Below are 18,948 nucleotides of genomic sequence, written 5' to 3'. Positions count from 1 at the left end.
ATGGTTTTGTGTTTTTTCTATAAAATCAATTGGCGTCGATTGCGTAAGATACGCCATCGACTCCTCGCTTTTTTTCTGTAAAAAAACAAGTACTGTTTAAAATATAGCATACCCTTTTACGAATTGGCGTTTCATTTTTGTCACCTTCGCGTCACTTTAGGAATTAAAATAACAGTTTATTTCTTAACCTGAACCGACTAGACAATAAGCTAGCATAGACTTTCCAGGTGATTTCTTGCGATGACACAAAACAAAAAAACAGCTGATCTTCACAGATCAACTGTTTAACAATTCTTTAAGTTAGCTGTTCCCTCAGTTGCTAAAAAACGCTCAACCAGCTTGCTTCTTTTATTGATCAATGCAGTGCTTCCTTTTTCCATTTTCGGATTTTCGTTCGGAAATTGGTAAAGGGTGCTACTGTATTGATATGGATCCATTTATAGACTGGCCACTGTGCTTTGGTGGTTGCCCAATCCCGCTGCCTTGCTTCAAACAATTCCTGATCGGATAAACCCTCGATCCACTGGCAAAGGGCCGTCACTTTTTGGTCTAAGAGCTCTTGTTGCTGTGCTAAGGTCAAACTGCCGTATGTCTGATAAAAAGATTGATACAATCCGCCAAGGTTGTTCCATTTGTACCCTTCAGCAGGTGTGTGAACGCTCATCCCTTGCTGTTCCTGTGCTTCCCATGACAATAACAAACTGACCCAGCCGATTTGGTAAGACAAGTTTTCTGAAGGGGTCTTGTCGACACTTGCTATCCGTTGATTTCGCAAGGCTTCAGGAATTTCATCAAATTCTTGGCGAAATTTTTGGTAACGTTCTGTGATCTCTTGGATCAGCGCTGCTTTGCTTTCATACTGCCTCATTGTTTGTCCTCCTATTCAGGAAAATAGCTGCTCTTTGTCGCTTTCAGCAATGGCGATAAAAATCGTTACTTCGCCGTCTGGCGCATACTGTTCAAAATCAAAGGAATACCTGCGCTGCAGCTGCTGGTTTTCTTCCTCAGACCAGATTTGACGCCAAGTAGTCAAAATGCCCTGCGCATCGCGCCGATCGATCGGATACTTTTTCCAAGTATATTTTTCTGTATCAAAGTCTGCTTGCTCCGTTTCTTCGAAACAAAGCGAAACGGCATAGTCTCCTTGATAGTTTGACTCATACTCGTGGTAAACGCAAGCGATGACCGTTCCTTTTTCTGCGGCTTTCTTGACCGCCTCGCTGTTTTTCTCCCATAAGCCAGTGATTTTTGCTTGAATCGCTGGATCAGTAAAATTATTGGTTCTTTCCGTTGCCATTATCGAAAATTTCATTGGAGTTCCTCCTTCTTTGTCTTTATGATACGATAGAAACCTAGACACCTTGTGTCAGTGTTTTATCATCTTTTTATAAAAGGAGTAAACCAAGTGAGCACGACACGCCTATTCGGCCTTATCTACCACCTGTTGAATCATGAAAAAGCAACCACTTCTGAATTAGCCAAACAATTTGAAGTCTCGACTCGCACCATCACCAGAGATATCAATACCCTAAGCAGTATTGGCGTGCCCATCTATACCGAAACGGGTCGAAATGGCGGCGTTTATCTGTTAAGCAGTTTTGTGTTGGATAAAGTGTTATTATCAGAGGAAGAACGGAAAAACCTGCTTTTGGCGTTGAAAGGGATTCGCCAGCTGACGCCACAGATCAGTGGGCAATCGCTGGCAAAACTGCAATCCTTGTTTAAGCAGCCCGATGCTGATTGGCTAGAAGTGGATTTTTCCACTTGGCATCGGCGAGAAAACGGCAACGACACGTTTGATTTATTAAAAAAGAGTATTTTAACAAACCACGTGATCACCTTTGACTATATCAGTAAACAGGGACTGCAAAAACGCATCTGCCAGCCTTATAAACTGCTTTTTCGCTCGCAAGCTTGGTATCTGCAAGCCTTCGACCAGCAAAAGAATGCCTTTCGGACATTTAAAATCAGCCGCATGAGTCAAGTCCACGTCACTGACCAGCATTTTTTCCCAGTCACTGCGCCTGATTCTGCCATTGAGTTGACTGTTGACACCTATCCTGCGCGTCTATTCTTTCAAGCCGACGTTCTTTATCGGGTATATGATGAGTTCGATCATCAGGATATTACTTTGACGGAGGAAGGCACTGCTGTGGTTACCGTTGATTTGCCCGAGGAAAGCTGGGTAGTGCCCTATTTGTTCTCTTTTGGAAAAAGCCTACGCATTTTAAGTCCCCCTCGACTAAAGAATCGTTACCAAGAAGAAGTTGCTGCGATTTATGCCAATTTGTCCAAGAACGAGGGTGTAAACTGATTTTTCATAAAAAGGATCCCTATTGAAAGGAGTGTTTGATTTGAAAAAAGTGATCGTACAGTATGGCGGGGTTTCGCTAAACCGCCTTTGCCAGCAGTTGGAAGAAAATCAGATTCACTTAAACGCGTATGCCAACCAGCTCTTGCACCATCCCCAGCTCTCCCTCAGTGCCGATAAACAGCGTGCTGCTTGTGTGATTGTTCCCCTTAAAGAACTGGGACTCCCCCAAGGCGGCTCTTTGACGGAGATTTTTGCAGCTGCGCCTTCTTATGGATTGACTTGTTGTACCTTGGAAATGGCCTTACACTTTCGTCTTAGCTATCGCCAACTGGCAAATAGTACCGGACTGAAATCCCAAGGAAAAGCGCCAGCTGCCGCAATCACGATCGCTTCTGTGCCTTTGGAAAAAACCGACGATTTCCCCAAAGGATTCTACGTTCGCCGCATCGATGGGGTTGACTGGCTACGAGGCTATACTTGCGATGCACGACACCAGTTTGCACCGGATGACCTGTTTTTGTTTCAACGACGAGACCCGCTGTCAGAGCGTCTCAACTGAAGGGGAAACAAACCGTTTCATATCAAATGTCCTTGTTTCTCATTGCCTACAATCATTCTGTAGGTTAAGAAGAGCCGAAAAGGACAAAAGGAGAAACAGATGAACTTAATCCCAATGAAAGACAGCGACTATGCTGCTTACTTAACCAATGCAGTTTTCGAATACGCCAATGACAAAGTCCAAGCAGGCACATGGGCCAAAGACGAGGCCCTCGCCCTAGCCAAAGAAAGCTTTGCTTCCCTGCTTCCTCAAGGGACTGCCACCGAAAACAATCACTTGTTTTCTTTATTTGCAGCTGATTTTAGTGAACCGATCGGGGTGATTTGGGTCAACACAGCTGCCCAGAAAGCCTTCATCTATGACTTTATCATCGAGGAAGACCAGCGAGGAAAAGGCTATGGCACCAAAGCGTTACAGGCTTTGGAAAAGTGGGCGATCCAGCAAGGCATCATTGAAATCGGCTTGCACGTTTTTGCCCATAATCAGTCTGCGTATCAGCTATACAAAAAAATGGGCTATTTGGAAACAGATATTACGATGGTTCGACGGTTTGCTGAATGAGTGGTGTTGAATATGCCCGATCATTAGTACGAAAGAATTGATCGATCAGTTCCGACCCAAACAAAAAGAAACGACGAAAAATCGTCGTTTCTTTTTGCTTCTATTTACATAAAAACCACTCTTTCACTGAGTGCGTGGTTTTTTCAGTAGTATCGCCATTGTTGAACCTTCTTCGCTATAATGACTGCCTTTAACATCGCCAAATACCTCACAGATATCAAAGCCTACAGCCTGAACTTCCTTCAGCAATGCATCTTTTGTAAAATAGGTCGTCCATAAATAATAATTGGTGAGCTCAGTTTCTGCTAAAATCGTTGTTTGCTCCAGCAAGACGTGATCAGGATATTTCCATCGTTGATTCAGCACAAGATGAGGATCGCCCCGCCAAAACCCTGCTGATTCATGACTTTCCCAGGTCTGTTCTTCATCAAGCGTTAAAAACTGGGCAATCGTAAATACATCGAACAAAAATTTGCCACCCGGTTTTAGATGCGCCAGCACATTATTTAGCAGCAGTTTTCGTTCCTCTGGATTTAAGGCTCCATAATCGCAATAAATCAAGGTAATAAAGTCAAACTGCTGAGGCAATGCCATCTCCAAATAATTATCAAATAGATAGGTAATGTTTAATTGCTGCTTACTCGCGGAATCTCTCGCATAGGCGATGGACCTTCTGGAGTAATCAACGCCTGTCACTTGATAGCCCAGCGCTACAAATTTTTCCGCATAGATCCCTGGTCCGCAGCCGATATCAAGAAGTTGCGTCTGTTTTTCTGGTGAAACAATGCGACTGATCCAGCGAACGGATTCGTCGATAAAGTCAGCCTTTCTACTCGCTCCCTCAAAATCAGGATCCAAATGAGCCTTTAACATTTGCTTGGAAATATACGCATCGTCCCAAAACGCCTCTGCCATTTTTTTATAGAGCGGTGGCCGCTCGATTGCCTTTCTCAATTCTTGGTACATCTTCTTTTCCCCTTTCAAAATAATTGAAAAACAAAAAAGACCGCAGATTTTACTCTGCGGTCAATCTTCAAGCGATGAAGATCAAAAAGCGAAGAGTAAAATAAAATCAATGATAGGCACTTCAAATAAAACTGCATGCAGTCAATTTTTTGCCTATGAAATTGATTTTATTTACTCTTTTCCAGTCCTACCCCTGTTAACGAAGGAATAACAGCAGATAGGCCGGAGACATCACCTTTTTCTCTTGTTTTTCTGCCTTTAGTTTAGAAGGCGCCAGTCGATTTGTCAATGGGAATTGACTGTAGACACTCGATTAAACGATGGTCTTGCCGAAATTCACGCCTTACGGAGTAGAAATTTTGCAAGAACGCTGAATGTTTACTTCCCTTCACCTGCTGATTTTTTCAACAGGAAGCTGGATCTCAGTCAGCCATTCCTCTTCACTTTCTTTATTCCAAATACCATCAATATAGCTTTCACGAAAAGGCCCTGTGATTCGATAACCGTTATTTTCAGCAAACTGGATCACCGCAGCATAGGCTTTCGGAAACTCAGTATAGGCTCCTTTATGGACCGTGCAAACTGCCTCTGGTACTTCTTCTATCTGCTTGAAGGTCAAATTTCCTTGATTATCTTTCATTTCTGTGACCGCTTCGCAAACTTCCACATCAATGTTTTCTTCTTTGTACTCGTTGTCATGATAGATAGTAAAACAATATTCGGGCAATGCGCAGATGCAACCAGCTGTTTCCATCTTCAGCCCCATTTCTGGGATCATAGAAAACAATCGATCGAAGCTTGGCACGACCATTCTCATTGAAGCGACGATAACCGCTGGCAAACGTTTCACGATCATTTGGTAATTGGCTTCTTCCTGTTGCAAATACCCTTCGATCTGCGTGAGCATCGCCATCCGTTCCGTGATCTCTCTCATCAATTGCTGTCTCTTGCGATGCAGTATTCGCCTTTCGCTTTCTCCTGCTTGCACTTGTTTGATTTCATCGATGTTATACCCCATTCTGCGTAAAGCTAATAACCGATGCAATGGTGCCAACTGACTAGAGATATAATAGCGATACCCATTATCTGGATCGATAAAATGGGGCTTAAGCAGCCCCACCTCATCATAATAACGCAGTGTTTTTATCGTCACTTGATTCATTTTAGAAAACATGCCGATTCGATACAGCTTATCTGGTGTTTTTTCACATTCTTGTGTCATAACTCTTTCCTCCGTTTCCTGTTATTCCCAACGGAAAAGCTTAACTGCCAAACCAAATCCTATGATCGTCACCACTGTCAATAGAAAAAGAATGAATCGAGGGTCACCGATTGGTTGATCGAGACTCACACTCTTTAACAATTTAACGCCTTGTGTCAATGGCAGAACATTAGCGACTTTTTGTACACCTTCTGGAAAGAGCTCAAAGGGAATCACTGCCCCAGAAAGAAACAACATGGGAAAATAAACCACTGTGCATACGAGATTGGCAATCTTTATATTTTTACACAAACTAGCAATCAATAGTCCTAGGCTATACATGGCAATCATAACGAAAAAATAGCTAGCTATCAATACTATCCAGCTGCCTTTCATTTGATAGTCGAGAAATACCACCGACACGAATGCGACACCTATCGCTGAGAGTAGTGCAGTCGCTGCAGCTACTACCACTTGAGCCGCAATCAGATGAACTGGAGAAGCTGGGGTAACAAAAAAGTGTTTCAAAATCTTTTTGTCTCGATAATCACAGATAGTTAACGGAATCCCCATAAAGGCTGTTGCGCAAATCCCCACCACCAGCAATGAAGCAAAACTGCCCTCTTGAAATGTATATGAAGTAGCACCAATCACTTTCTCTCCACCGATCATATTCGTCAAAAACAGGACGACCAGCGGCATGCCAATACCAAAGACGATCCCATCAATTCCTCGCAACGCTAACTTTCCTTCAATTTTTGCTAGTTTCATTACTTTGCTCATTCTATCTCCTCCCCTACAAACCAAAGATATGCCTCTTCAAGTTTTTGCTGACCGCTTTGTTTTAATAGCTCCTTCGTGCTGCCTTCAACTACCTTGCGCCCATGAGCGATGATGCATAGCCGATCACAAAGAATCTCCGCCTCCTCCATATAGTGGGTCGTCAATAGAATCGTCATTTGTGCTTCTTTTAGTTTGAGGAGCGTTTGCCAGACACTTCTCCGTGCTTTTGTATCCAGTCCCGTTGTCAATTCATCCAAAAAAATCACCTCGGGATTCGGGATCAACGCGAGTACAATTGAAAGCTTTTGTTTTTCCCCACCAGAAAGTTTGTCGATGAAGTGCGATTCGAATGGTTCCAGCTGAAACAAACGCAAAAGCTCTTGATAGTCTTGAGGCTGTCGATACAAGAGCGTCATCTCTTTGCACAATTCTCCGACGCGAATATTGTTCTGATAACTTGAAGATTGAAGCTGTACCCCCACTTTTTCAAATACCTCACGTCGCTTTTTTTGAGGATCTGATCCGAGAATTTTGACAGAACCTTCCTCTGGTGTTTTGATACCTAAAATTGTTTCAATCGTTGATGTTTTTCCTGCTCCATTTGGTCCTAATAAGCCGAACACCTCGCCTTTTTTTACGGTGAAGGTAAGTTGATCAATAATTTTCCTACCGTTGATTTTCTTAGATAGCTCGGCAACCTCAATCATTTTTTCCACAGCAATCGCCCCTTTCTACTAAAGCATACTGTCTCCTCTTGAGGGAGAGTCAATAGCCTACTTGCCTTTTTTCATGACGAACAACCCCATACTCATAACCCCATACTCATTGGTTAGCTAAAAGCGGCTTTTTCTTTTTGTTCGATAGAGCCACACTATTTAAATCACAATTAACTATTTTTAATTTCTAAGCTTGTTTTTTTCTTCTATCTCCACTATATTTGTGGGTAAACCAGTTATTTCTATGTAGAAAGGACGTTTCCCTTGAATTATCCCTTATTAAATGAACAAATGCCGCAAACCATCATCCGTGTTTGGCGGTTGCGGACAATTACTTCACTGATCATTTTCAGCCTGATTTTCGCTGCTTCTTTTTGGTTTTTATCCATGCAAAACTGGCTGCATTTCTGGGTGTTCGCCCTTTGGTCAAGCTTATTGGCGCTGACTTTGATCAGTCATCTGCTTTCTTTTGTGCTGATGAGCTATCGTTACAAATTCCATCGCTACGAGATCCAAGAAAAGGATATCGCTATTCAACGTGGCTATCTATTTCGCAGCACCACGTATATTCCGATCCGCCGAATCCAGCACATCGAAACAGACCAAGGGATCTTTTTGCGAAAATACGCTTTAGTCTCCTTACAGATCCATACGGCTGCGACCAACCACACCATTGAAGGCTTGCCAGTGGCGCAAGCCGAACGCTTGCGAGAAACCATCATGAATTTAGTCGAGGTGGTCAAAGATGATCTATGAAAAACAACGACTGCCGTTGCTGTGTATCGGTCTTTATTGGTTCAAAAATTGCAAAAATTTTCTGGTACTAGCATTTCTGCTTGTATTCAAATTATTCAACGACGCCCCTTCTTTTCCGATGATTCTGGGCGGCATTCTGCTATTTTTACTGGTGTGTCTGATTTTTGCGGTACTGTCTTACGCCCGCTTTACCTTTCAAATCGATCAAACGAGTGTACTAGTCAACAAAGGACTCTTTATCCAAAAACAAACGATTTTGCCATTTGAACGCATCCAAACGATTCAAGAGAATCATTACTTTTATTTACGTCCGTTTAAACTAGCTGAAGTGAAATTGGAAAGCGCCGCAAGTTCGAGTGGTGAAGCCGAAATTCTTTTCCCTGCATTGCCGCTGGCTCTCATTGCCTCCATCGAAGCGTCAAAAAAGGCGGCTGCGACACCACAACAGCCGACTGCCCAAACAACTAGTAGAGAAGAACCAACCGACGATTACGCTGCGTTTTCAGCTGAGAAGTCAGCCAAGCCGCCGCTAGAAACATTCACTTTGAAATTCAAGGAGATTTTCTTGTTTTCTCTCACTGATTTTTCTGTTTTCACCTTGGTTCTAGTCATCGGCTACAACGTGATCGACAACATTCCCAATCTCTTTGCCTATGCATCGGAATTGCAACAACTTGGCCTTTTATTAGGTGCTGCACTTTTACTCGGGCTGCTGATTTTGTTTTTCTTCCTTGCGATCGCCAGGAATCTTTTCCGTTATTATGGCTTTACGGTGGAAACGAACCAACAACAGCTGCTGATCACGCAGGGCTTGTTTTCTAAACGACACCAAACGATTCCCCTCGCTAGGATCCAAGGGCTGAGTGTCGAACAAAACCTTTATCGAAGAATCTTTCATCTAAGCTCCGTCAAATTACTGCTGGCTGCTGGCAGTTCGTCAGAAAGCGATGATACGGTCTATCTGTTCCCCATTTTGAAAGAGGCGCAGCTGACCGAAACATTGACCCGCTTTTTGCCCGAATGGTCGTTTCAACAAACTGCTCTAGTGAAAAATCCACGACCCAACTTTTGGTACTTCTGCCGTTGGCCGCTGCTGATCGGACTGCTTGCTGTAGGAATCTCCGCCTTCTTTTTCTGGTGGTTAGCGCTGATTTTCTTCGTGTTCTTTGGCTCCTTCGTGTTATCAAGCATCTGGCGAGGCAAAATACAAGGGTATCAATTTTTAGATAACCACGTATTGTTGTGCCAAACGATTCGCGGTCTTACGAAGGTGACCGCTTATCTGAAGAAAAATAAAATCCAAGATTTCACTGTCACCACCACGTATTGGCAGCACAAAAAAGGGCTTGGCAAGTCACAGCTAACCATCAAAACCGAAGATACTCTCACCGAAAGTAAGCTTTTCTACTTTCCATTAACCGAAGCAGAAAACTTACGGCGCTGGTTTTTGTCTTAGTTCACACAAAAAAAACGTCAAACAGTAGGACTGACGCGCTGTTTGACGCTTTTTTTACAAGATCTGAAAGGAATGAAAAGGAAGCATCAACCATTGATTCGTTGATGCTTCCTTTTTCTATCCCTTAACCTTCCCTTCGACTATTTGCTGCTTTATTGAAGCAGCATCTAAGCCATATTCTTTTTGCAGGAAATCGGGTGTGCCGACTTGACCGAATCGTTCGTTGACACCAATACGTTTTAAGGGGACAGCACTGCCTGTTTCAGCAAGCACTTCGGCGACGGCACTTCCTAGTCCACCGGTAAGAGAATGATTTTCGATGGTGATGACTTGCCGTTTCCCCTGAACTTCGCGGAGGATCAATTCTTTATCGATTGGTTTGATGGTAAACATGTCGATCACTTCGCAGCTAATTCCTTTTTCTGCTAATTCTTCTGCCACTTGCAGTGTTTCAGATACCAATTGTCCGCTAGCAATCAACAACAGTTCATCGCCTGGTCTTAAAATATTGCCTTTTCCTAGTTCAAAGGTCGAGCCTTTTTCATAAATCGTCGGAACCGCTTTCCGATTGCCTCGTACGTAATGAATGCCTGATAATTGGCTAAAGGTTTTTATGATCCACGCCATTTGGACTTCATCCGCTGCATCGCAGACGATCGATTGGGGAATCATTCGCATCAAAGCCACATCTTCCCATGTCGTATGGGTGCCGCCGTTGTGCCCGACTGCAAACCCTGGATCAGAACCGTAAATATTGATCGTATTGCCGCCATAGCCGCCAGAAATAAACAGCTGATCGAATACCCGACGCGTTGCAAATGGCCCAAAGGTGTGGATAAAAGGTGTATAACCAGTTAAACTCAAGCCAGCCGCGACACCAACCATATTGGCTTCCGCGATCCCCATGTTGATAAAGCGTTGGGGATGTTTGTTGGCAATCGTGGTCCAGCCGCTGGCAGAACCAAGGTCGGCATCTAACGCAACTAGCTGGTTATTTTCATCCATGAGTTCCACCAATGTGTCAACGACACAAGTTCGCAGCTCTTTACCAGCAGCAGTGGTTTTGCTTAATGTAAACATGCCTTAGCGTCCTCCTTCGATTTTTATCGTCAATTCTTTGATTGCCGCTTCTGCCGCTTGATTGATCTCATCCGTGGTAAACTTCACGGAGTGATTGGCATCTAGTTCTTCAAAGAAAGGAACGCCTTGTCCTTTCACGCTGTCCAAGACAATGCAAACCGCTTGGTCTTCGATTGCTTTGCAGCGCTCGATTGCCTCATCAATGGCTTGCATGTCTGCCCCTGGAACTTTTTCTGTATAAAAGCCAAAAGCAGTCATCTTCTGCTGGATGTCAAAGGGATCAAGAATGTCTTTGGTTGGCCCATCTAGCTGTTTTTTGTTGTCATCAATAATGACGATACAGTGATTCAGTTTAAAGTGGGCAATGTATTGGAAGGCTTCCCAGCACTGTCCTTCATTTAGTTCGCCATCTCCAACGATCAAATAAACAAAATTTTCCTTGCCTGCCAAGCGCAGGCCTGTCGCGATCCCAGCAGCCATGGAAGTTCCCTGCCCCAGTGAACCTGTGGTGGCATCAACCCCTGGCGTTTTCCAGCGATCCGGATGGGAAGGCAGTCTCGTGCCGCCCTCATTGATCGTCCATAACCACGACCGATCAAAATAGCCCGTATTTGCTAATGCACTATACAGGGCGGCGCCAGCATGCCCTTTTGACAAGACGAGTCGGTCACGATCCGCCCACTGTGGATCTTGTGGATTGATTCGCAGCTGTTTGCCGTACAAAACGGCCAATAATTCAACAATTGAAAAGGAGCCGCCCAGATGGCCTTGTCCCATTTTCTTGATGCTGCAAAGGGTATCTAAACGAATCTTTGCCGCTAATTCTTCAAGCTCGTGGTATTTTTGTTCACTGATTGCCACTATTTATCCCTCCATCCTCTATTTATTCAGAAACAGATTTTGCCCGACTGTTTTTCTTGAAAATCGTCAATCCGATCAAGACCGCGACTACCGCAATTATCCCTGAGAAGATGGCGATTTGACCGCCCATATTGGCTAAGTTTCCTAGGAAGATCCCTGCAACCCCATAGTCGGTATCAGAGAAAGTTGATCCTTGGAACCCAAGATCCCCCATGACTGGCATCAACAAGATCGGCATGAAGCTGATAATGATCCCATGAATAAAGGAACCAATGACGGCGCCTCGCACACCACCCGTTGCATTGCCGTAAACACCTGCTGTTGCGCCGCAGAAGAAATGGGGCACGACACCTGGAATAATAACGGTTGTTCCTGTGAAGACCATGATGATCAAACTAACGATCCCTCCGACAAAACTGGTTAGAAAACCAATCAGAACAGCATTTGGCGCATAAGGAAAGACGATTGGACAATCCAATGCAGGAATCGCATTAGGAACAAGCTTTTCAGAAATCCCTTTAAAGGCTGGTACGATTTCTGCCAAAATCAGACGGACACCAGCTAAAATCACAAAGACACCAGCGGCAAACGAACCTGCTTGCTGCAACGAATAAATGATCGAGTTCGTGCCATTGCTTAGATTTTCCGTAATAAATTCACTCCCAGCAAAAATTGCTACGATCACGTATACAACCGCCATCGTAATCGTGATACTAACAGTAGAATCCCGCAAGAAAGACAGGCCTTTCGGAAAATTGATGTCTTCGGTAGATTTTTCCTTATTGCCGACGTATTTCCCAATCAACCCGCTCAATGCATAGCCGAAGTTTCCCGTATGCCCCAATGCGACGGAATCATTTTTAGTAATTTCTCGGGTAAACGGCTGTGCGATCGCTGGGAAAATCGTGTTACAGATCCCTAACGCTAAGCCCCCAAATAAAACTAGATTAAAAGTATTCATTCCAGTAACGCTCAAAATCACCGCAATCATGCAAGCCATATACAACGTGGCATGCCCAGTCAAATAAATGTATTTAAAGCGAGTGATACGGGCAATCAAAATATTGAAGGCCATTCCGGCTAACATAATAAGTGCAGTATAGGTGCCGTAAGTCGTCAACGCTAGCGCAACGATCGCTTCGTTATTTGGTACGACCCCTTGCATGTTAAAGGCTGCTTGGAACATCTCCCCAAATGGCGCCAGAGAGCTTTCGATCACCCCAGCCCCGGCAGTGACCACGAGAAACCCAACAAAGGTTTTGATGCCCCCTTTGACGATCGTGGCAATGTCTTTTTTCTGCAGCACATTCCCCAAAACGGCGATCAGCGCAACTAAGATCGCTGGGGTACTCGCGATATCAACAAGAATATCTAAAAATTCGTTCATGACTGTCTACTCCTTTTTATAGTAATCCTTTTTCCTGACAAACGGCTTGAACCTTTTGCTTCAATTCATCGAGATCGATAATACTGTCTAAAACTACGATCTCACCTAGATGCTGCGCACTATCGGCTAAATCGCCGCCAACGAAGAAAACATCCGCCATATCGGGTGCAGCACTTCCTAAATCATAATGGGACACTTCCACGCCTGAGACACCCAGTTCATTTAAAACAGAATTGATATTCATCTCCACCATAAAACTTGATCCTAATCCTGACCCACACACTGCTGCAAATTTCATTTTTCATCTTCTCCTTCTCTAATCACTTCAATTATTTGATCCGCATTGGTTGCGGAAAGTAACGCAGTTAGTTTTTCATTATTCGACAAAATTTTAGTTAAACTCGCTAACGCTTTTAGATGGAGTTCATTGTCAACCGCCGCCAAACATATAAACACGTGAATGGGGTGTTGCGGATCATCATTCAAAAGCACGGGTTCTTTGACTTTTAATAACGACATCCCGATGGCATTGACCCCATCTTCTGGACGTGCATGAGGCAAAGCGATGCCTTTTCCAATATGGATAAAGGGACCGTGATCCACCACTTTATTAATCATGGCGGTAATATACTGCTCCTCAATTTTATTGGTCTTTTTTAATGGCGCAGCAGCTTCTCGAATGGCTTCTTGCCAAGTCAGCGGCACCTCGGTAAATTTGATGGTTTCTGCTGTTAATAAATCTGATAACATCGGACGTTGGTCTTCCCTTCTATTCAATTCTCGATTGATTTTTCTTTGCAAAATTTTTCTCAGCTTTTGCTTACTGATTCCTGCTTTTAAATCAACATAGGGCAAAATCACTTCTAACACATCGTCAATGGAATGCAATCCAGTTTTTGAAGGGAAAAATGCCGCTTGTACGTTTTTAACCAGTTCATCCTTCTCAATGGGTGTCATAATCGGATTGATCACATAACAGGGTCGTTTGGTTTTGATCGGCGCACTGGAAAAAATCAGATCAATCTCTTCATTAAACCGAACATTTTCATACTCTTCGATCGAACGAGCCGGCAAAAAATGGATCTGGGGAAACAGTTCCTTTAATTCTGATTCCAAAATCAAGGATGAACTGATGCCACTGGGACAAACGACTAATGCATTCAGTTGGAAGTAATCACGTTTGGCCTTTTGTTTACTGATTTCTCCACCAAACAAAATCGTAAAATAACCGATTTCTTCATCAGGGATCGTGCCGACTAAGTCTTCTAAAGAACCCAGTGCTCGTCTCGTCAGTTCAAACAACTCATTGTATTGCAGCTTGATTTCTTCAATCAGTACATTCTCCAGTGGAAAACCGTAGCGGATTCGAAAATACGCTGGGACAAGATGATAGAATGTGTTCATCAAAAGGGTGCGATAGTCCACAAACTCGATAGCTGCCAGCCGTTCCATTTCATGAATGATCTTACTGGCACATTCCAATAAAAACTCTAATGAAGTATCTTCGATATCTCCTTGCAGAATCGTTTTCAACAGGATCGTTACATAAAGTTCTTCTGTTTTCCGATCTTTGATGTCAGGAAATTCTGCTAAAAACTGCTGACTGACTTGATGGACATGCAGCGACTGGAGCAGCGGTATTTCTGTCTCCGCTAAAGAAACAGCCGTTTCTGCCATCCGAAAGGATAGATAATTAAGAAAATAAAGCATTTCTTCGAAGCGACTCGGAACGATCACCAGATTGAAATCAGTCAGTGTTGCGGACAAACGATCTCTGATTTGAACATAGATCGTTTTATCCTGCTCATAGATTCCCTCAAATAAGAGCAAGTTCCCGTTTTTCGTATTGGATAACGTGCTGACCTTTCGAAAGGCAAGAGCGCGAATCTGATATTCCTCTCCCTCTAGATAAAAGCCATATTTTCGAGAGTACAATAGTTGAATCTTGAAAGCTGCAAGTTCCTCTCTGATCCCCTTTACATCCTTCAAAATCGTATTTTTACTGACATAGAACAGCTCTTGAAACTGATAGACGGATAAATCTTTCACTGCTGAAAAAGTCAGAAGATAAATCATGGACCGCCGCTCTTCTTCCGAAAAAAACAACGTATTCTTCTGGACATCGAAAAGAATTTCCGGCCATTTCCGTTGAATCAGCGAAGGAATCAAAACTTCTCCCTCATGCATCGTGATTCGTTGATTCAACCGCTGTTCAGTGATTTGATTGATCTTGGCAATCTCCGCCAGAAATTCCTCATCCCTCCACTTCGTCAACTGAAGAAACGCCTCAATATTTGGTTCTGAAAACAGATACGTCAATTTGAAATGAATCATATTTGCTACCCCCACCTAAACTATAGCTTGCACAAAATGAAATCGCCATCATTTCTCGGCACAACTGAAGCTCCGTTTTTTTTAAACGATGGACCGAAGAGGAGATTTCAAGGATTACCATAACATTTTTACATAAAAAGAGGATATGCGAAGACCATTATTTGTTTTTTAACGCAAAAAAGGCGAATCAACTTGATGATTCGCCTTTCAAAAGTGATAAGTAATAGAAACAGATGGCAAAAGTGGACTAAACTCTAGGAAAATGAAATCTAGATTGCTTATAAGAAACAGGTTCCTTTCGCATAAAGCACACCTTTTCCGCCAATGATCACCCGTTCATCTGCTAAGGTACACTCAAGAAATCCTCCTCGTGCAGAGAGTTGCTGTGCGGTCATTTGGGTCTTGTTTAATCGGCTGCTCCAATAGGGGATCAGGTTCGAATGAGCCGATCCGCAAACAGGATCTTCATCAATCGTCAACTTAGGAAAGAAGGTTCGAGAAACAAAATCGACCGTTTCCCCAGGAGCTGTCACGATCACGCCGACCCCTTGCTCAAAGGTTTTTATGAAAGAAAAATTAGGTGTTAACTGTTGAATCTGGGTTTCATTATCCAATACAAAGAAAAGATCTCTTGCCAAGTAAGCCTCGTTGATTTTGGCACCGATCGCTTCTTCATATACAGGCAATATCGCCGTTTTTTCTGGGCGAATCGCTGGAAAATCCAGTGATAAAATCTCCCCTTCCTTCGTCACCCGCAGCTGTCCGCTATATTTTGTTTGGAAAACGATAGAAGTTCGTTGAGGTTCATAATAATGAAACAGCACAAACGCTGTTGCCAACGTCGCATGTCCGCAAAGATCAATTTCACGATCCGGTGTAAACCAGCGAAGGCTATAAGAATCTGCTTCTTTTACGGCGAAGGCCGTTTCCGATAAATTGTTTTCGATCGCGATTTTTTGCATCAAATCTTCTGGTAGCCATTCTGGCAAAATAAAAACGGCCGCTGGATTTCCTTCAAAAACCTTTGTGGCAAAAGCATCTACTACGTAATACGCTAAGTTCATTTTCCTACTCCTTTTCGTTTGTTGTATACGTACTCTGCGCAATAGAGATCTTCTACTGCGAGTCCCACCGCATCAAAAACCGTGCATTCTTGTTTTGTCTCTCGTCCGTGACATTTATGAGTAACCAATTCCCCTAACGACCCTTTGATAGCAGCAGGATGAAAGGATTGTTCTGCGATTGGAATCAGAAGATCGCCGCTTTCTTGCAGCGCTGCTTGATAGTCATCCACATTTACACTAGCCGAAGCCACTAAATCACTGGTGAGTTCCCGTGTTTCTGGGGTAAAGGTTCCGATCGTATTGATATGAGTGCCAGGTGAAACCATATCTTTATCCAAAAACGCCTGCTTGCTAGGTGTTAAGGTACAAATAATATCGGTCTCACGTGTCGCTTCCATCAGATGTTTACAGACAATAACCTGCAGCTGCGGATAAGTTTTCTTGACTGATTCAACAAAGTTCGCTAGTTTTCTTTTATCTAGATCATAAACAAATACAGTGTGGATCGGACGAATAGCCAGCATCGCTTGTAGATGGGAGGAAGCTTGATGTCCCGCACCAATTAGTGACAATTTGGTCGCTTCTTTCTTTGCTAAATAATTCGTCGCTACTGCTGATACTGCTGCCGTGCGAATCCAAGTAATACTATTCGCATCCATTAACGTGAGTGGCGCCCCATTCTGACTATCAAGCAAAAGAATTTGTCCTAAATGAGTCGGCAGCTGTAACGTTCCGTTCTCTGGGAAAAAGGACATGATTTTTGCGCCATACACTCGGTTCGGACCTAAGTAAGCGGGCATTAAAGCAAAGAGATTTCCTTGCTTTTGGTCTGGCAATGGCAATACCGCTCTTTGCCATTGAGAAACAGCTTGCTGCTCAAAATCACGAAAGCAGTTTTTCATAGCCGAAATGGCTTCAGGAAATGTCAGTTCACGTAAAATCTCTTCTTCTGTTATAATCTCCATAAAAATTCCTCCTTTTTTCATTATCCTACTCTCAGCGATTCATACAATCAATGATATAATTGTATGGAATACAATTTAGGAGGTGTTCTTATGCCCATCAATTCTTATGAAGATTATGCCCTTAGTTGGCGCCCAGACAAAACGCAGCTTACCCGTCCATTTTATCGTTCCTTGATCAAGCGCTTAGAAGAAGATATCCTCTCTGGCAAGCTCGCCAAAAATACCCGCTTACCCTCTCAAAGAGAGTTAGCAGATTTCTTAGATCTTAATTTCACTACGATTGGTCAAGCCTATAGATATGGTGTCGAGAAAGGAATTCTCTATAGCCAGATTGGCAGTGGCACGTATGTTTCTGCCAATGCATTCGACTCGATCTCTATTTCTACCAGCAATGTGGCAACGCACATCATTGATCTGGGACTCGTCAGTTCCTTTGAAGAATGCAATTCCTTGATACTGCCCACGATTCAAAAAGTCGTCAATCATTCAAATATTGTTGGGATCATGAATTATCGAGAACCTCAAGGATCCGATTATCAATTGACGACCGCCAGCAACTGGTTAAGGACGCAAGGGGTCAAAGCAGACAAAGACACGACTGCGATTGTTTCTGGTGTACAAAACGGCTTAGCGATTGCCTTGGCAGCTTTATTTTCTCCAGGAGATCGGATCGCAGTTGATCGTTACACGTACTCAAATTTTATTGAATTGGCACACCTCTTCCATTTAGAAATTGTTCCTATTGATTACGATCAGGAAGGAATGCGTCCGGAAGTACTTGCACAAGAATGCCGCAAGAAAAAAATACACGGACTCTTCGTGATGCCTTCTTGCAACAATCCGATTGGTTTTCAAATCACCGAATTCAGACGAAAAGCGCTTGCAACAATTATCGTAGAAGAATCATTGTGGGTGATCGAAGATGATATTCATTCTTTTTTAACGACGTATCAACAAAATAAAGTGATCGCTCCCTTTCAAGCGCTGCTCCCTCAACAAGTCATTTATCTTGCTGGAATGACCAAATTTATCTGTTCGGGACTGCGGATCGCTTATCTTGTTTTTCCAGAAGCGGTCCGAGGGAAAATCGAACAGGCCATTTTCACGATCAATGTAAAAACCTCACCTTTGGAGGCAGAGATCGTTACCGAGGTTTTGAACAGTGAAGTGGCGCAAACCATTCTTCATCAAAAATTTGCTCTTACGAAACAAGCGAATGCACTTTTTGACGTGATCTTTGACTGTCAATCAAAACCAGCAGTCTATCCCTATTATCGTCATTTACCGATTCGCTCAGATGTTGCTCAATTCGATATTGAACAAGACTATTTGGCAAAAGGCGTGCGCATCTATCATTCCAATCGTTTTACGACCCAAAAGCAAATGGACCCATTTATTCGATTGTCCCTGTCATCGAATCATTTAGAGGTATTAGAAAAAGGATTGCGTATTGTAAAGGACTCCTTAAAGACCTATCAGTAGCTGTCTAAAAAATCAGCAATCCGTTGAACAGATTTGCAATTTTTTTACACGCTCCATATAAAAAGGAGTTGCGTCAACAACTCCTCTTTCGCACCTTTTAAGAAGGCGACAGGTTTTATTAGTAAAAAAATAACCGTTTCCCTGCTAAAGTCGACGGTTATTTTTTTGTCATTTTTCACTGTGGCTAGGATACGAAAGAGCAGCATGGCAATAAATGTACCAGAATTTATCTGGAACTTATTAGCCGCTAGTTTCGATAATAATGCTTCCCTTTTCCTTAAACATTGCATTCGTTTTTAGATGTTCGAACACTTTTCCAATATGACTACATCGAATACCTTATTTCAATTGAGAATAAGGTTTTGCCTATGTCGCTTATCGATTTTGTTTGAGAATATCCTTGTTAAAAGTTGAAAAATCACTCTCTTCTTGCTATACTAACTATGTAAAGAGGAGTTGTTGC

The 18,948-nt window shown here is 43.0% G+C and carries 19 protein-coding genes; 6 read left to right on the top strand and 13 right to left on the bottom strand.

Translation table 11 applies throughout. The annotated features are described in order from the left end of the window. Positions 1-355: 355 nt before the first annotated feature. Positions 356-868 carry a ClbS/DfsB family four-helix bundle protein gene (locus IGI96_RS10350; RefSeq protein ID WP_015508975.1) on the bottom strand — a complete coding sequence of 171 codons (513 nt, stop codon included), beginning with the start codon at positions 866-868 and terminating at the stop codon, positions 356-358. Positions 869-883: 15 nt separating this feature from the next. Continuing rightward, positions 884-1,312 carry an effector binding domain-containing protein gene (locus IGI96_RS10345; RefSeq protein WP_015508974.1) on the bottom strand — a complete coding sequence of 143 codons (429 nt, stop codon included), beginning with the start codon at positions 1,310-1,312 and terminating at the stop codon, positions 884-886. A gap of 93 nt (positions 1,313-1,405) precedes the next feature. Here IGI96_RS10345 and IGI96_RS10340 point away from each other — a divergent pair, with 93 nt between their 5' ends. The 3 genes from IGI96_RS10340 to IGI96_RS10330 all read left to right on the top strand — a co-directional run bounded on the left by IGI96_RS10340 (position 1,406) and on the right by IGI96_RS10330 (position 3,434). Beyond that, positions 1,406-2,314: a helix-turn-helix transcriptional regulator gene (locus tag IGI96_RS10340; RefSeq protein WP_015508973.1), complete on the top strand. Its 909-nt coding sequence runs from the start codon at positions 1,406-1,408 to the stop codon at positions 2,312-2,314. Between the two features lie 40 nt (positions 2,315-2,354). Beyond that, positions 2,355-2,873: a helicase gene (locus IGI96_RS10335; protein WP_086339110.1), complete on the top strand. Its 519-nt coding sequence runs from the start codon at positions 2,355-2,357 to the stop codon at positions 2,871-2,873. Positions 2,874-2,972: 99 nt separating this feature from the next. Then, positions 2,973-3,434, top strand: coding sequence for a GNAT family N-acetyltransferase (locus tag IGI96_RS10330; RefSeq protein ID WP_034868779.1), 462 nt, complete (start codon positions 2,973-2,975; stop codon positions 3,432-3,434). A 123-nt stretch (positions 3,435-3,557) separates the two neighbouring features. On the opposite strand, the gene IGI96_RS10325 is transcribed toward IGI96_RS10330, so the two are convergent. From IGI96_RS10325 to IGI96_RS10310, 4 genes are all read right to left on the bottom strand, one after another. Continuing rightward, a complete protein-coding gene (locus tag IGI96_RS10325; protein WP_086339109.1) occupies positions 3,558-4,400 on the bottom strand; it encodes a class I SAM-dependent methyltransferase in 843 nt (280 codons plus the stop codon). A gap of 388 nt (positions 4,401-4,788) precedes the next feature. Then, a complete protein-coding gene (locus IGI96_RS10320; protein WP_086339108.1) occupies positions 4,789-5,622 on the bottom strand; it encodes a MerR family transcriptional regulator in 834 nt (277 codons plus the stop codon). Between the two features lie 21 nt (positions 5,623-5,643). Beyond that, complete coding sequence (locus IGI96_RS10315) at positions 5,644-6,384, bottom strand: ABC transporter permease (protein WP_016609706.1); 741 nt, start codon at positions 6,382-6,384, stop codon at positions 5,644-5,646. Further along, the gene (locus IGI96_RS10310; RefSeq protein WP_086339107.1) at positions 6,381-7,100 is read right to left on the bottom strand and encodes an ABC transporter ATP-binding protein; all 720 of its coding nucleotides are present in this window, start codon (positions 7,098-7,100) and stop codon (positions 6,381-6,383) included. The genes IGI96_RS10315 and IGI96_RS10310 overlap by 4 nt, the downstream gene beginning before the upstream one ends. A gap of 264 nt (positions 7,101-7,364) precedes the next feature. On the opposite strand from IGI96_RS10310, the gene IGI96_RS10305 reads away from it, so the two are divergent. Continuing rightward, positions 7,365-7,856 carry a PH domain-containing protein gene (locus tag IGI96_RS10305; RefSeq protein ID WP_086339106.1) on the top strand — a complete coding sequence of 164 codons (492 nt, stop codon included), beginning with the start codon at positions 7,365-7,367 and terminating at the stop codon, positions 7,854-7,856. Beyond that, on the top strand, positions 7,846-9,312 hold the full coding sequence (locus tag IGI96_RS10300; RefSeq protein ID WP_086339105.1) for a PH domain-containing protein: 1,467 nt from the start codon (positions 7,846-7,848) through the stop codon (positions 9,310-9,312). Before IGI96_RS10305 ends, IGI96_RS10300 begins: the two co-directional genes overlap by 11 nt. Before the next feature lie 117 nt (positions 9,313-9,429). Here IGI96_RS10300 and IGI96_RS10295 read toward each other — a convergent pair whose 3' ends face one another. The 7 genes from IGI96_RS10295 to IGI96_RS10265 all read right to left on the bottom strand — a co-directional run bounded on the left by IGI96_RS10295 (position 9,430) and on the right by IGI96_RS10265 (position 17,003). Then, positions 9,430-10,392 carry a transketolase family protein gene (locus IGI96_RS10295; RefSeq protein ID WP_086339104.1) on the bottom strand — a complete coding sequence of 321 codons (963 nt, stop codon included), beginning with the start codon at positions 10,390-10,392 and terminating at the stop codon, positions 9,430-9,432. 3 nt (positions 10,393-10,395) lie between these two features. Further along, entirely contained in the window at positions 10,396-11,253 is an 858-nt protein-coding gene (locus IGI96_RS10290) for a transketolase (RefSeq protein ID WP_086339103.1), read from the bottom strand. 22 nt (positions 11,254-11,275) lie between these two features. After that, positions 11,276-12,640, bottom strand: a complete 1,365-nt coding sequence (locus tag IGI96_RS10285; RefSeq protein ID WP_005232062.1) for a PTS ascorbate transporter subunit IIC — start codon at positions 12,638-12,640, stop codon at positions 11,276-11,278. A gap of 16 nt (positions 12,641-12,656) precedes the next feature. Further along, on the bottom strand, positions 12,657-12,938 hold the full coding sequence (locus IGI96_RS10280; protein ID WP_005227537.1) for a PTS sugar transporter subunit IIB: 282 nt from the start codon (positions 12,936-12,938) through the stop codon (positions 12,657-12,659). Then, positions 12,935-14,974 carry a BglG family transcription antiterminator gene (locus IGI96_RS10275; RefSeq protein ID WP_086339102.1) on the bottom strand — a complete coding sequence of 680 codons (2,040 nt, stop codon included), beginning with the start codon at positions 14,972-14,974 and terminating at the stop codon, positions 12,935-12,937. Before IGI96_RS10275 ends, IGI96_RS10280 begins: the two co-directional genes overlap by 4 nt. Positions 14,975-15,252: 278 nt before the next feature. Continuing rightward, entirely contained in the window at positions 15,253-16,038 is a 786-nt protein-coding gene (locus tag IGI96_RS10270) for a PhzF family phenazine biosynthesis protein (protein WP_086339101.1), read from the bottom strand. Continuing rightward, positions 16,035-17,003: an ornithine cyclodeaminase family protein gene (locus IGI96_RS10265; protein WP_086339100.1), complete on the bottom strand. Its 969-nt coding sequence runs from the start codon at positions 17,001-17,003 to the stop codon at positions 16,035-16,037. The genes IGI96_RS10270 and IGI96_RS10265 overlap by 4 nt, the downstream gene beginning before the upstream one ends. Before the next feature lie 90 nt (positions 17,004-17,093). Here IGI96_RS10265 and IGI96_RS10260 point away from each other — a divergent pair, with 90 nt between their 5' ends. Continuing rightward, positions 17,094-18,485, top strand: coding sequence for a PLP-dependent aminotransferase family protein (locus IGI96_RS10260; RefSeq protein ID WP_086339099.1), 1,392 nt, complete (start codon positions 17,094-17,096; stop codon positions 18,483-18,485). Positions 18,486-18,948: the final 463 nt, after the last annotated feature.

The sequence above is a fragment of the Enterococcus sp. DIV0421 genome (assembly GCF_051713745.1).
GTDB lineage: Bacteria > Bacillota > Bacilli > Lactobacillales > Enterococcaceae > Enterococcus_D > Enterococcus_D casseliflavus.
Note: the sequence above shows the minus strand (reverse complement) of the source record. Positions and strands in the feature narration are given on the sequence as shown.

Bases quoted from the DNA above. Each gene is read 5' to 3' on its own strand.
- IGI96_RS10350 (WP_015508975.1), bottom strand. From the start codon at position 868: ATGAGGCAGTATGAAAGCAAAGCAGCGCTGATCCAAGAGATCACAGAA.
- IGI96_RS10345 (WP_015508974.1), bottom strand. From the start codon at position 1,312: ATGAAATTTTCGATAATGGCAACGGAAAGAACCAATAATTTTACTGAT.
- IGI96_RS10330 (WP_034868779.1), top strand. From the start codon at position 2,973: ATGAACTTAATCCCAATGAAAGACAGCGACTATGCTGCTTACTTAACC.
- IGI96_RS10325 (WP_086339109.1), bottom strand. From the start codon at position 4,400: ATGTACCAAGAATTGAGAAAGGCAATCGAGCGGCCACCGCTCTATAAA.
- IGI96_RS10320 (WP_086339108.1), bottom strand. From the start codon at position 5,622: ATGACACAAGAATGTGAAAAAACACCAGATAAGCTGTATCGAATCGGC.
- IGI96_RS10315 (WP_016609706.1), bottom strand. From the start codon at position 6,384: ATGAGCAAAGTAATGAAACTAGCAAAAATTGAAGGAAAGTTAGCGTTG.
- IGI96_RS10300 (WP_086339105.1), top strand. From the start codon at position 7,846: ATGATCTATGAAAAACAACGACTGCCGTTGCTGTGTATCGGTCTTTAT.
- IGI96_RS10295 (WP_086339104.1), bottom strand. From the start codon at position 10,392: ATGTTTACATTAAGCAAAACCACTGCTGCTGGTAAAGAGCTGCGAACT.
- IGI96_RS10285 (WP_005232062.1), bottom strand. From the start codon at position 12,640: ATGAACGAATTTTTAGATATTCTTGTTGATATCGCGAGTACCCCAGCG.
- IGI96_RS10280 (WP_005227537.1), bottom strand. From the start codon at position 12,938: ATGAAATTTGCAGCAGTGTGTGGGTCAGGATTAGGATCAAGTTTTATG.
- IGI96_RS10275 (WP_086339102.1), bottom strand. From the start codon at position 14,974: ATGATTCATTTCAAATTGACGTATCTGTTTTCAGAACCAAATATTGAG.
- IGI96_RS10270 (WP_086339101.1), bottom strand. From the start codon at position 16,038: ATGAACTTAGCGTATTACGTAGTAGATGCTTTTGCCACAAAGGTTTTT.
- IGI96_RS10265 (WP_086339100.1), bottom strand. From the start codon at position 17,003: ATGGAGATTATAACAGAAGAAGAGATTTTACGTGAACTGACATTTCCT.
- IGI96_RS10260 (WP_086339099.1), top strand. From the start codon at position 17,094: ATGCCCATCAATTCTTATGAAGATTATGCCCTTAGTTGGCGCCCAGAC.